This window comes from Paraburkholderia sp. SECH2 (assembly GCF_030464795.1).
GTDB lineage: Bacteria > Pseudomonadota > Gammaproteobacteria > Burkholderiales > Burkholderiaceae > Paraburkholderia > Paraburkholderia aspalathi.
Window position 1 is genome coordinate 122,771 of the sequence record NZ_JALPRH010000011.1, and the last position, 12,954, is coordinate 135,724.

A 12,954-nucleotide genomic window follows, 5' to 3' on the forward strand; every position below is an offset into this window, starting at 1 on the left:
CAGGTGGTTAGACTTATCGCTGGCCCTCTCATGACGTCAACGCTGCGGGCACAAACAGGTCGTGCCCTGCTCTCGCACCGATAACTGCCAGTCGCCCGAGGTCTGCGATGCGGACCAGGCCGCCCCGCATCGCGCCATCAGGAAGCTGTTTCGCACCGACCAGTTCGACGCCGGGTAACAAGCGCGACAGCGCCGAGGACTTTGTACCCATGGCACGCGCCAGGTCTGCCAGCGGAACGTAGGCTTGCCGGAACTCCAGCAACTGATGCGGCAGCACGACGCGGCAAGGCTGGCCACGACGCTGAATCCGTTCCGAAGCCAGCAGTCCTTCGTCCACCCAGTTCTGGATGGACTCCCATTTCCATCCGGTCGCTTTGGCCAGTTGCTGAATCGACATGCCGGCCTCGAGCAGTGGCGTGCCGAAATACTGCGACACGTCCGTCCTCAGGAAGGCCATCTCGCCCAGTGTCCGACCACGCGCGACGGCTATCACCTTGCCGCTTGCGATGGCCTGCATCAGCGACTCGATAGCCCTTCGGTCGCCCATACGCCGGCTGGTCAGCTCCGCCCATGTAAGCGTCGTATCATCGGCCACCGCAGCGGGTTGAGCCCACCGTTCCACACGCTCATGTAAGTCCAGTATGGATTGGCGCTCAACCGGGCCTCCCTTCATCAGGTCTTCGCGCCAGCGCACGTCTGACCGGATAATGCCGGCTGCTTTCATGCGCTCGAGCACGGCGGGTGGAACGCCCGCAAGTTCGCAGGCATCGATGTCGGAAATCCATTCGGCACGTTGCCGCTGGATGCGCTCAACCTCAGCGCACGGAATTTCGAACACCTGGCCACGCGTGCCAACGCGCCGTGCGCGGTGCTTGCACTCGCCAGCGACAATGGAGTCATGCAGACGTGAAACGCTGATGCCGATGGCCCTGGCGGCATCCGGCGCGCGCGTGTATCCGGTCGCATCCTCGGCCATTTCTTTGGCCGAATCCAGGCCCAGGACACAATCGGACTTCCGGGCAGCGACGTCGATGATGATTTGGAGCAGAGGCTCGAGCGTCGTGCCCTGGCAGAGCTTGCGCAGACTGATGTACCAGTCGCCGAGCAACGTGTTCAGCGTGCGGGCATCCTTGCGACCGGCGGCAATGCGCTGCTCGACGTGATTTCGGAAACCCGTTGGCCAATCGGCCAGCAAGGTTTCGAGCGGCGCGAGAAATTCGACCGTTTCGGTAACGGATTTCGGCAATGCCGCGCCGCGCGGCAATCCGGGGCGCGTCGGGTCCGCATATTGGCAGAGCGTGCGGATGACCTTCACCAGCACATTGGTGTCCACGCCGTGCAGAGGCGGTTTCATGCTGCCAGACTGGTGCCCGTTACTCGAAATCAGCATCGACAGCCACTGCTGCGCGCGGGTCGCCGGCACACGCGGCAGGCTACTCAGGTCATGACCGCATGCGCACAAACCAATGTAGAGCCGCTCCGGCGAGAGGTGCTTCCCGCATGCGTTGCACTGGTCGACCAGCAGGATTTGATGTTGCGGACATGCCGTGACATAGGTGTGTCCCCAGTGGTGCCTCAGGTAAGGCGATTCAGCCAGACACGCAGGACACACGGAGTCAGATTGCGCACGGTGCAGACGTCCCCAACCCCGGCAGAGCTCCTCTTTCTGTCGGGTGAATTCGGTCCACGCTGGTTCCAGGCCGAGGTTACGGACCACGTCGTCCGTGCGCGTCAGCAACGCACGGCGGTTGCGCTCGACACCGGCCGCACTCGCGAGGTCACGCCAGCTGAAAAGCGCATTGTCTGCGGCAAGGCGTCGGTAGTAGCCCATTCCGGACTCGTCGTCCCTGGGCGCATAGGTGAGAATGAGGCTCATTGGTTATCTCCCGATTTTTTGCGAACTGGTACCGACGCCGCGTTACTCTGCAGGACGTACACATATGCCTGTTTCAGTGCCGCAGGTTCCACGCCCGCGTCGTCGATGCCAGAGTCCCGAAATGCCAGTCTGTTCGGTGAACCGGCGTGGTTAACGGATTTAGTCGCTTTCTGGCAGTCTGCGTATTTAATGGCCCGCGGAGCTTCGCTTTTCATCGCACGGGCCAATTCACGCATGAAATCAGCGAGCACTCCAATCAGGCCGCCAGTGAGCAAATAGCATTGCTGCGTCAGCACACGGGTGGGTACGTCAATCGGATAACCCGCAGCCGAGAATAGGCGCGCATAGCTCACAACGCACGAGACGTAGGCTGTCATCTCGTCAGCATTGCTTGCGTCGTACGGCCAGAAATTGAGCGAAGGACAGGCGCGGCTGCGCAACTGTTCATTCGCCAAAAAGAGCCGCTCGAGTCGCGGAATGCCGAAGAGAATCAGCGTCATGCCGAGTGTGTCCGAAAGAGTCTTGAGCCAGTCGCTAGCTGCGCGCAGAGGCACCCGTGACCCTTCGTCAACGAGGTGCGAAATCTCATCGAAAATCACGACGCGTGTGCCGGCCAGGCGAAGCTGCTCCACCATCAGGTCGAACATCGCACCCGCGGTCATGTTGCGGGGAACCTGGATGCCCAACGCACCCAGCACACTTTTGGGAAGCAGTTTGGCCGTTGCGGAGGCGGGCACCGCAACAACCAGTACGGGCACATGGCGCCGTCCGTCGATGCGGTTGGCGGGGTAGTCACGCGACAGGCTCGCGATGAGCGAGGATTTGCCCGCGCGACTAGGACCTGGAACGCGAACGATTTTGGGCGCAAACCCAGCGAGGGCGTCATCGATGCGTTGTTTAAGCGCAGTGAGGTGCTCCAAGAACATGCGGTGAGACAGTTCGCACTCCTCGATGTCCTTGCGCAATAGTTGAGCTGGCGTCACAGCAGTTTTTCTCCAGTGTTTCTGTTTACGATGTTCATCGACGGCACCTCGTCGTATGAAATGTCACCGTGCTGAAAATCTTCCGTCGGCAAAGACGGATTGGTCGAAGGTGCGGGCCCAAACGGGGCTGACGCTGAAAGCGGCCGGTCGTTGGCCCGCTGGACGGCCGAGTTGTCTTTGGCGCGGCGCACCGTTTCCTTGTTTTCCTCGCGCTTGCCGCGGGTCTTGCGCTTACTGGCTTTCCCGCTTCCGGTGACCGCCTCGTCCATCTCCCGCTCGAATTGGACTTTTTCTTCCGGGACGGTCCAGTTAGCCATGCCTGAATCGAACTTCTTTTTGGCTTCAGCGAAGGTCCACGCCGGCGTGTCCGGACGAACGTGGTGGTGCGTCAGTGTGACAAGCGGAAGGTCATCGCCCTCGTACACGTACACCTGACGGAAATCGTCGGGGTTATAGACCACACGAAGGTCCGCATGGTCGCCGTACTTGGCCAGCAGATAAGACATGGCTTCGCCGGTGTATCTGAAACCACGTTCAATCGAGATGCCGGTTTTGGCGCTCAAGGTGCACATCTTGTGCTCGAAGAGCGCAGCAATCCATTCATGGCGCGGTGGCGGCAGAGAGATGGGTTGCCCCAACTCCTCAAGCTGGTGAGTCAGGCGCTCGCTCGGTGTCTTTCCTTTGACCGAATCGACCAGAAGTTCGTCCCAACGCAGCCGGTCCAGCGGGGTGTTGACCCAGACCCGATAGAGCCACCCAACAATCCACTTCTCGAGTGCTTCGACGCTCATTAGCTCGTCGCCGTGCGCCACGGGGTCGCGCTTGCCATCCTTCCCTTCGAAGCGTGTGCAGCCCGGGAGACGCTGCAGTGCTTCTTTGAGCGACTTGTTCAGGCGCTCGATGAACGGTTTTCCTTGAGCTTCCTTTGCTTTGCAGTGCTTGACATCCATTCCTAACCGCTCAAGGCGGACGATTCGTCCGCCTTTCGTCTCCGGGCCGTTGTCGAAAATTACCTGCATAGGCGTGCCATAAACGTTCAGCGCGTGAGCGATGCCGAGCTTTCCGAACCGAGCTGCCTTGGCGGGCGTCAGATACATCTCGAGGCATGACAGTGAATCCATCTCGCACGGCGAACCGATGACGATATGCCATCCAACCGGGTATCCGGTGCAGACATCAATCGCCAGCACCAGATAGACTTGCCGGGCGATGTCACGGCCATTGCGTACAACGAATGGCAGATGCACAGCGTCCTGTTCAATTCGGGCGAATGGAAACGCCGCGCGGATACGCTTCTTCACGAATGATTTGCCGGCGACCCTATCGAGCGGGTTCATCCGGTCGTATTCTGAGTCGGCGGTCAGGTCAGCAATCCTGGCGCACACGAACTTGCGACTGATATCGTGCGTGGCAACATGCAGACCACGCCGACGAGCCTCACGGTCGATATATCTCGTCAGGTCGAGGACAGTCCACCTGGATTCCGGAACCAGAAATTCGTTCTCGATTACCTCTTTGACGAATTCGACAAGGTCTTTTGAATACCTGGCCATCGAATTGCCTTTATTTTTGTCACCCTTTAGAACGGGGAGGCCGAGCAGCTGGTTCGTGTGAGCCCGGTACAGGGTTGCGCGCGACGGAAACGGGCAGACAAGTGGCTTGTCCTCGTTTTCCGTGAGATAGGCTTCACGCGCCAGAGTTGTCGCTGCGTTGAACGACAGACCCCGTTGTTCCCGGATTGCATCGATGCGCCGCAGTGCATCGTTCAGCAAACGGACCTTGCCGTGTAATTTCGGGTCGTCTTGCTGGGCGGCAATGCTGACGCGCGGCATCCCCTTTCGATGCAGGACCAGACTGCCTTCCGAAATCCGGGCGCGGATGTCGTCGTACTCGACATACTGGTCCGCAAGTTTCTCGGCATCGAAGAGCTGGATGGTGCCAGCATGCAGGCGACTGTCCCGGACCTCGAAGTAGCTTTCCGGTTTGCCTGGGGGCGCCAGCTTGTCTCCAGTGCGCAGGTCGGACATCATGGCCGCAGCTCCTCAATCAGACAGAGGTGGCTCAGGTCGCCATACGCGGCCGACAGTTCCAGTGTGGCGCAGATATGGTGATGCGCGAGGTCGGCCTGCAGCACGCCCCGGGCGAGCAGCGGTGGAATCAGGCCCGTCGGAATCTCGAGGTCAGCGCACAGCACGCGTTGCAGCACCGGGCCCGATTCGCAATAGCTTTCGACCCGGTCGATGATGTCGGGCGTCAGGTATTCCCGCGCACGCACCATCGCCGGTTTCAACAGTTGTGCGTTGACGACGACCGGGTGCCGCTCATCCGCAGGCACGACTACCGTGGATAGCGGATAGCAGTACGCCTCCATGATTGCCCGAGCCCGCTCGACCTTGGCCCAGTAACGACCATCGCCCTCGAAGCCCTGGAGCTTGACCTCGTATGCGCGCTGCAGGCCGTCGGTCTGAACGGTGGCGAAGTCTGGCGTGTACTCTGCCTCTCCGGCGCGACCACCGCGCACCTTGCGCGCTTCGGACAGCTCCTCGCGCGTGAACAGGAGCCGTTCGCCGACCAAGTCGACGGTGAACGGTTGCTGCCTGAAAGAGCGCACGCGCGGGTCAACGCACAGCATGTGCGCAACCAGGCGTTCCGCGTCGGATTCGATGGTGATGTGGCCATCGGCCTTTTCGGCATAGGTGCCGATGCGGGCCTTGCCATACGTTCGCGCCGTGAGCCGGACCCCGGCGTTCGCAGCACTCCGGCGACTACGGACGCCATAGGACGGTGCGCTTCTCATTTCGCCCCTCCGTCCGAAGTCTGCAACCGACAGCGCGTCTGGGTCGTCTGCGGTGCAGTTGCGGCCCGTCGGGCCGGCAAACTGGCTTGTAAAGCTATTGTCAGCATTCTGTCCTCGCAAAAAAATGGCTTGCTAAGGACGTGTAGTGCGCCTGCCCTGAAATCAGTCGTATACGACCGAAAATACCCGTGCGAGAATCGCGGTACCAGAAAAGCAGAGGCTCGAAAAAGGTCGAGGGGGAACGATGGAAGGACTGCCGCACAAGCGTGGTCGGCTGCCGGCTGAGCCATACGGGCAGTGGGAAGAAGAAGCGAAGGGTTTGATAGAGGAAGAGATGATGCGGCGCGGCATCCGCTACAAACAGCTTTCCCGGATGCTCGAGCAGCTGGGCGTCTTCGAATCGGCCGACCAGCTCAACCGCAAAATTAATCGAAAGCGGTTCTCGGCAGCCTTCCTCATCGCCTGCCTGCGTGCCATGGGCGTGGAGACCATCGCGCTCCATCAATTCACACTGGGACAGAACAAAGAGGGGTAGTTGACTTGTTACCCACGTCGCCGAATTCGTCCGCAGCCAGACCTGTTTCATCGCCTGCTCCCGCCGTACCCTCTCATAAAACGGGGCCTGACCTGGCGGGCGGTCAACGCGACGAATAAAGGCTCATTCCTGGTACTGCGTGCCGGCATTGCGCCGGCTTGGGTTTACAAACGTAGGCAATCGTGGGGGGATTTTCAAGCTTGCCAAAGTTCCGGCGGCAAAGTGAAGACTCCTATCGCGCCGCCGTGTGTCCGCGCATAGCGGCAAAGATGCCGAGTGCGTTTTCCGGTCGTCGAGACTTACTGGCGAAGACGAGCCCGCTGGTGACGCTATGCAGACGTCAGTCATCCCGACCTTTGTGGGCATTTTTCAACTCTGCACAGCGATGCGAAGTGGCGTTGTATAAAACTTCTCCAGTGACCATGCTCGCCCCCTCTGAGCCTATCAGTTGGTCCAGAGCTTTATCGGCGCCTAGCGTCGTTAGCCACCACATAGCCTATGTGATAGGCCTGAGGTGCCGAAGGGCAACCCGAGAACAAACTGCGTCTGCGCGGACGGAGACATTCCCGCGCTATTTTTTTGCCCTGCAGATGCTGGATTGGAGGCCGTCAGCATCGTCGGCTTGGCGTGCGAGCACCATCTAGTTTCCAGGTTCATCCCTCGCGTCAACGCAGCGCCTATTGTTGGGCTGGCAGTTGCTTGGTACGCTTTACGCCCTAATGAGTAACCTGTGCCGGTAAGCGCCGGGTGCTCCTAGATATACCCGTCGGGACGCGAATGGGCCAGCGCGTATCGTTCATTAGATAACTAGCAAGTTTTCACTGAAAAGATTGACTCAATCGTGAAAGAAACAACAATACTTCACTTGTCGGACCTGCATTTTGGTCAGTGGTTTCAAACACACAAGTGGGAAGAAATTAAGGTGGAGGCTAAAAAAATACAGCCCGACGTGGTGATTATCACGGGTGACCTGGTGAATACACCTTGGTTTTGGAAGCTGCGCAAAGCAAAGGCTGAGCTGGAAAAATTCCTCGGAGAGATAAAGCCACGTGCCGACGCAGCCGAGGCTAAGCTTTTTATCGTCCCGGGGAATCACGATACGCGGGTTAGCGGCCTGTTTGCAATAAAGTGGCTGAAATACGCTTTTTTTATCAGTTTCGCAATCGGCGTATTGATGCTCGCATGTTCGCATCAATCCCCTGTTTCGTGGCTGTCGCTGCGGGCGTACTCTGTAACTGCAATTATCGCGGCGGGGATTTGCGCAAGTGTTGCGCTCGTTTCCATGGTTCTCAGGATGTTGACGTCGACCAGGCTGGACGCCGTGCTTTCGCCTTTTCTGGTGCGTGATGTCCAAATACTGGCCGACATGGGTCTTGGGGTCCTTCCTCTGGATTCTGCGACAGCGAGTAAGCTGGGCGCGCATGGTCGAGTTCCAAATGATGTCGCCGTTAAGTGCCAAAAGGTTGAAGAAAATGCTCAGCTTTTCTGGATTGCCGCGGTTCATCATCATGCGCTTCCGCTGCCGTATGACTCGGAGCACGAATCGCTAATGATTATGGAAAATGCCGGAACGCTTCTTCAAGAACTATTAAAACGAAAAGTTCCTCTAATCTTGCACGGCCACAAGCATCATCATCATTTTGCACGACTCTCGACGAGAACGAAAGACGGAGAGGACCGCGAAATCGCGGTCCTTTCGGCGGCGACGCCAACTGAAAAATATAATCAGGGGGCGTTTCATCATGGATACAATGTTCTTCGACTGGCAAACAGCCACGAACTGACGATAACTACGTTTGAAGCTGAAGCCGGCGGTAGCTTTAACAGGAAGAACACCATCAATATAACGACGGATGCGGAGTACGCTCGACGTCGATTCGAGGGCAATTCGAAAGAATTGGGCTTGAGTTGTGCAAAAATGGTTAGCTCGGTCCAGATTGATGAATACGGTGACGCTCTGCTTAGCAGAGAATTTGCGGGACTCGAAACTCAAGCAATACTTACAGAATTTCCATGCGAACTGGCTGCTTCGTCGGTCAGTGGTGAAATAACACATGCATCCGTGCAGGTTACTTCGGACAAGTCTCCGAGCGCGAGCTTGGAGATAGTCGACCTTCAATCGCGCTCGGCAAAATTTAAAGTGCAATTTTCGGGTGATGTCTTGCGGCCGAACTCGTTTCCACTCGACCTTAATTTCCGAGCACTTGCAACTAATGCTTTTGCGTTGACGTCAACGCAGCATCGTTTAATGCAGCCACATGCGAGGAGCACGGACGAAGAGATGATTTTCACCGTGCCGGATTGTTTAGCCGTCCGGGAGCTTATTCTTCTGCTTTCTTTTCCAAAGACTGCGGCGTTTCCGAAATCAATCTCGCTTCAAGTATCGACTCCGGAAGTTTCGAGAAATGGCCAATGGCACCCGGTTGACTCGCAAAGTGTCACGTATTCCCACAGCACGCAAAGCGTAATTGCGCAGATAGCGTCGCCACAACCAGGAGCGCGCTATAGATTTTACTGGCACGTCGGGCAAGCACAATCGGTTCCAGTCGGAAAGTTACAGTCTCGGATGACCGGCTTGACGGCAAAACGTGGGCAACAACAACTTGCCGAGGCAATCAAGAAAATTTTCGAATTTGCCGTTGACCTGCTTGGAACCCAATCCCTAAAAGAAGAGGATGACTCTGTCAGTAATATTAATGTGACAGTGTTTCGTTTTAATCACGATACGGCGCAGCTGGCTCCGGTCGTCACGACCCTGCGGTCATCCACGTCGGCTTTCAATTACCCATATGGAATTGGGTTGCCGGGCCGGGCGTTCAAGATTGGCAAGGTGACAGTGTACGACCGGAGTGATGCCAAAACGCAACAGCTAGCCGAAAGCGAACGCAGCGGGCACTCCATTAACATAAAAGACATTCCGGCTATACATGGAAAGATGAGCTCCGAGGTCCAAGGCACACGCACTACCGTTGTCAGGCCCGGAGACCCGACGTCAACCGTTGGTACGGCTATTGCGTTCCCAATCTTCGAAAGTGGGGCAACGAACCGTCAACCGTTCTGTGTTGTGGAAGTCTCGGTGAAGGGTGAGGGCGGTCAGCTCAAGTTGTCAGATACGCAGGACGACCGTGCGCATTCAAACTTCCAGCAAGAAGCATTTAGAATTTTACAGGCCGCTTTGAACACCTCTACAATGGCATCAAGCAAGAAAGGAGCGAATCATGGCACCAGCCGCAGGTAAGATTTTCAGCCCTCCGCAGCTTGGACCGTCATCGAACAGCGAACAAAAGAGCCGCGGTCGTGTGCGCGTCCATGTCTCATCGTCAGGTATTCGTAAGAGTAGCGACGGGGCGAGCAGCGCAGTTGAAGTCAAAGAATCTGTCGTGAAGCATGGCACTGTGTTTGTAACGGTAAGCTTCAAGAAAAAATAATGCTGCTTGTTTGCGGCGCCTCCTTCGCTGTAGGCGGTGCCGCGGAACCCTCTAGCAACTATCTGCTAGTTTGCGGATTCAACCGTGTGATGGTGTCACTCCTTCACGGTATATCGCTGCGAACGGTCCTTGCCGCCGGTCAATACCCCTCTCAATTTCCGCCTTTCGGGATGTGCTAGTTTCTGGATTGTGCCTTCGCCATAACTGGGGAACTGCGATGTGTCACCTGAAACGTTGCGACTTGGCTAGCTCCACGCCTCCCCGAGCGCTTGGGCCTGCTGCAGTACCAACTCCACGGCGCTGTCCTGCTGGTCCGGCGGGTACTTGTATTTACGGAGGATGCGCTTGACCATCAGCCGCAGCCTGGCTCGCACACTCTCCCGCTCCGACCAGTCGACTGTGATGTTCTGGCGCAGGTTCTCGGTGAGTTCGTGTGCAATCTTCTTGAGCGTCTCGTCAGTCAGCTCGCGGACGGCCGACTCGTTATTGGCGAGCGCATCGTAGAATCGGATTTCATCTTCCGTCAGTCCCAGTTCCTCGCCCCGGGTCGCGGCTGCGTGGAACTTCTTGGCCATGTCGATGAGCTCTTCAATGACCTGGGCAGTTTCAATCGCGCGGTTCTGGTAACGCGTCACGACGTTGGCGAGCATCTCAGAGAACTTCTTCTCCTGCACGACATTGCTTGCAAAGCGGCTCTTGATTTCGCCTTCCAGCAGCCGCTCCAGCAGTTCCACCGCGAGATTGCGTTCGGGCAGGTTGCGGACTTCAGCGAGGAAGGCTTCATCGAGAATACCGATGTTCGGCTTTTCGAGCCCGACCGCCTCGAACACATCGACCACCTTCTCGGACACCACGGCCGAACTGATGATTTGCCTGATGGCGAGTTCGCGCTCCTCGTTGGTCTTCTTCTTGTCGCTCAACTCGCGCTTGGTAAGAATGACCTTCACTGCCTGTAGGAAGGCTACTTCCTCGCGCACGTCCTTGGCCTCGTCGAGCGTGCAGCACAGCGTAAAGGCCTTACTCATGGCGAGCGCCGTGTCGGCAAAGCGCTTCTTGCCGTCTTTCACGCCCAATACATGGTTGGCCGCACCAGCGAGGCACTTATGTCCGCCGGTTAGAAAACCGCTATAGTCGTAACCGTGGAGCATGCCGCGCAGGATGTCGAGCTTTTCTGCGAGCACGGAATACGCCTCGGCCGCGTCGACCGTCGGACGGCCACGTCCATTGCTGGCGGTGTATTCCTTCAGCGCGCTCTTCAGCTCGTTGGCGATGCCAATATAGTCAACTACGAGGCCGCCCTGCTTATCCTTGAAGACGCGGTTAACCCGGGCAATTGCCTGCATCAGGTTGTGACCTTTCATGGGCTTGTCCACGTACAACGTATGCACGCAAGGCGCATCGAAACCAGTCAGCCACATGTCGCGCACGATGACGATGCGCAGTGGGTCAGCCGGGTCCTTGAAACGCTTTTCCAGCCGCTTCTTGACTTGGCCACTGTAAATATGTGGCCGCAATAGCGCCTTATCGCTCGCTGAACCCGTCATGACAATTTTGATGGCGCCTTTCTCAGGGTCCGGGTCGTGCCATTCGGGGCGTTGTTTGACGATTTCATCGTAAAGGTGAACGCAAATCTCGCGGCTCATCGCCACCACCATGGCCTTACCGTTCTGAGCCTTGTTGCGTTCCTCGAAGTGCGCCACAAGGTCGGTCGCCACGGCGGCCACGCGTGGTTCTGCGCCGACGACCTTTTCCAGCGCGGCCCAGCGGCTCTTGAGTTTGGCCTGCTGGCTCTCCTCTTCGTCCTCGGCCAGTTCATCCACTTCCGCGTCGATGTGCGGCAAGTCCCCGGCCTTGAGCGACAGCTTGGCCAGGCGCGACTCGAAGTAGATGGCGACCGTGGCGCCATCCTCCTTGGCCTGCTGCATGTCGTAGACGTGGATGTACTCCCCGAATACGGCGCGCGTGTCACGGTCTTCGCTCGATACAGGCGTGCCGGTAAAGGCTACGAAGGTGGCATTGGGGAGTGCGTCGCGCAGGTGCTGCGCATAGCCAACCTGATACTTTTCCTGACCCGGTTTGCCTTTCAGTTGTGCCTCGAACCCGTACTGAGTGCGGTGCGCTTCGTCGGCGATGACCACGATGTTGTTTCGGTCCGAGAGCACCGGGAACGTGTCTTCGTCCTCGCCGGGCATGAACTTCTGGATGGTGGCAAACACGATGCCGCCTGAGGGGCGGTTGGCGAGCTTGGCGCGCAAATCCTGGCGGGTGCCGGCCTGCACAGGCTGCTCGCGCAACAGGTCCTGTGCCAGCGAGAACACGCCGAACAGTTGACCGTCGAGGTCGTTTCGGTCGGTGATAACGACGATGGTCGGGTTATCCATGGCCGCTTCCTGCATCACGCGGGCTGCGAAGCAGGTCATAGTGATGCTCTTGCCGCTGCCCTGCGTATGCCAGACCACCCCACCCTTGTGGCTCGCACCGGGGCGCGATGCCGTCACCACTTGCTGGATAGCCGCGCGCACCGCGTGGAATTGATGGTAGCCGGCAATCTTTTTGACCAATGCACCGTCATCCTCGAACAGCACAAAGAAGCGCAGGTAGTCCAGCAGGTAGGTCGGCGCCAGCACACCGCGTATCAATGTTTCCAGCTCGTTGAACTGGCCGAGTGGGTCCAGCGTGGCGCCGTCGATGGTGCGCCATTGCATGAAGCGCTCCGCGTCGGCCGATAGCGAACCCATGCGCGCCTGCGAGCCGTCCGAAATCACCAGGATTTCGTTGTACTGGAAGACGTCCGGAATCTGCGCCTTGTAGGTCTGAATCTGGTCATAGGCCTTCCAGATGTCGGCGTTCTGGTCGGCGGGGTTCTTCAGCTCCAGCAGTACCAGCGGCAGGCCGTTGACGAACAGCATCACGTCGGGCCGTCTGGGGTGATGCGGTCCCTGAATGCGGTACTGATTGACGGCCAGCCACTCATTGCCCGCCGGCCTGGCCCAGTCGACGAGCCGCACGAAATCGCCGCGTGTCTCACCGTCGCGTTGATATTCTACCGGTACGCCACCAACCAGCAACTGATGGAAGCGCCGGTTAGCCGAGAGCAGCGCGGGAATGCCCAAGTCCTGCACCCGTTGCACGGCATCCTCCCGCGCCTGAAGTGGGATTCCGGGGTTGAGCCGCGCAATGGCACTGCGCAGACGTTCGACCAACAATACCTGACGATAGTCGGCACGCTCGGCGCTGGCGCCGTCAGGCGCGAGGTCCGGGCCGAAAAGGCAGGTGAAGCCTACATCGGCCAGCCAGCCCAGCGTTTCCTGTTCGAGTTGGTCTTCTGTCATGGT

General features: G+C 58.2%; 8 protein-coding genes. 3 read left to right on the forward strand and 5 right to left on the reverse strand.

What is annotated here, in order from left to right:
* Positions 1 to 28: 28 nt before the first annotated feature.
* The 4 genes from M0D66_RS19765 to M0D66_RS19780 are packed head-to-tail and all read right to left on the reverse strand — an operon-like array spanning position 29 to position 5,656.
* Complete coding sequence (locus M0D66_RS19765; protein WP_266211365.1) at positions 29 to 1,876, reverse strand: TniQ family protein; 1,848 nt, start codon at positions 1,874 to 1,876, stop codon at positions 29 to 31.
* Complete coding sequence (locus M0D66_RS19770) at positions 1,873 to 2,859, reverse strand: TniB family NTP-binding protein (protein WP_266211366.1); 987 nt, start codon at positions 2,857 to 2,859, stop codon at positions 1,873 to 1,875. The genes M0D66_RS19765 and M0D66_RS19770 overlap by 4 nt, the downstream gene beginning before the upstream one ends.
* Positions 2,856 to 4,889, reverse strand: a complete 2,034-nt coding sequence (locus M0D66_RS19775) for a transposase family protein (RefSeq protein ID WP_266211367.1) — start codon at positions 4,887 to 4,889, stop codon at positions 2,856 to 2,858. Before M0D66_RS19775 ends, M0D66_RS19770 begins: the two co-directional genes overlap by 4 nt.
* Positions 4,886 to 5,656, reverse strand: a complete 771-nt coding sequence (locus tag M0D66_RS19780) for a hypothetical protein (RefSeq protein ID WP_266211368.1) — start codon at positions 5,654 to 5,656, stop codon at positions 4,886 to 4,888. The genes M0D66_RS19775 and M0D66_RS19780 overlap by 4 nt, the downstream gene beginning before the upstream one ends.
* A 244-nt stretch (positions 5,657 to 5,900) precedes the next feature.
* On the opposite strand from M0D66_RS19780, the gene M0D66_RS19785 reads away from it, so the two are divergent.
* From M0D66_RS19785 to M0D66_RS19795, 3 genes are all read left to right on the forward strand, one after another.
* Positions 5,901 to 6,191, forward strand: coding sequence for a DUF6471 domain-containing protein (locus tag M0D66_RS19785; protein WP_266211369.1), 291 nt, complete (start codon positions 5,901 to 5,903; stop codon positions 6,189 to 6,191).
* 841 nt (positions 6,192 to 7,032) lie between these two features.
* Positions 7,033 to 9,429 carry a metallophosphoesterase gene (locus M0D66_RS19790; protein WP_266211370.1) on the forward strand — a complete coding sequence of 799 codons (2,397 nt, stop codon included), beginning with the start codon at positions 7,033 to 7,035 and terminating at the stop codon, positions 9,427 to 9,429.
* On the forward strand, positions 9,410 to 9,619 hold the full coding sequence (locus M0D66_RS19795; RefSeq protein ID WP_266211371.1) for a hypothetical protein: 210 nt from the start codon (positions 9,410 to 9,412) through the stop codon (positions 9,617 to 9,619). The genes M0D66_RS19790 and M0D66_RS19795 overlap by 20 nt, the downstream gene beginning before the upstream one ends.
* A gap of 245 nt (positions 9,620 to 9,864) precedes the next feature.
* Here the strand turns inward: M0D66_RS19795 and M0D66_RS19800 are convergent, their stop codons facing one another.
* Positions 9,865 to 12,951, reverse strand: a complete 3,087-nt coding sequence (locus M0D66_RS19800; protein ID WP_266211372.1) for a type I restriction endonuclease subunit R — start codon at positions 12,949 to 12,951, stop codon at positions 9,865 to 9,867.
* Positions 12,952 to 12,954: the final 3 nt, after the last annotated feature.

Bases quoted from the DNA above. Each gene is read 5' to 3' on its own strand.
- M0D66_RS19765 (WP_266211365.1), bottom strand. From the start codon at position 1,876: ATGAGCCTCATTCTCACCTATGCGCCCAGGGACGACGAGTCCGGAATG.
- M0D66_RS19775 (WP_266211367.1), bottom strand. From the start codon at position 4,889: ATGATGTCCGACCTGCGCACTGGAGACAAGCTGGCGCCCCCAGGCAAA.
- M0D66_RS19780 (WP_266211368.1), bottom strand. From the start codon at position 5,656: ATGAGAAGCGCACCGTCCTATGGCGTCCGTAGTCGCCGGAGTGCTGCG.
- M0D66_RS19785 (WP_266211369.1), top strand. From the start codon at position 5,901: ATGGAAGGACTGCCGCACAAGCGTGGTCGGCTGCCGGCTGAGCCATAC.
- M0D66_RS19795 (WP_266211371.1), top strand. From the start codon at position 9,410: ATGGCACCAGCCGCAGGTAAGATTTTCAGCCCTCCGCAGCTTGGACCG.
- M0D66_RS19800 (WP_266211372.1), bottom strand. From the start codon at position 12,951: ATGACAGAAGACCAACTCGAACAGGAAACGCTGGGCTGGCTGGCCGAT.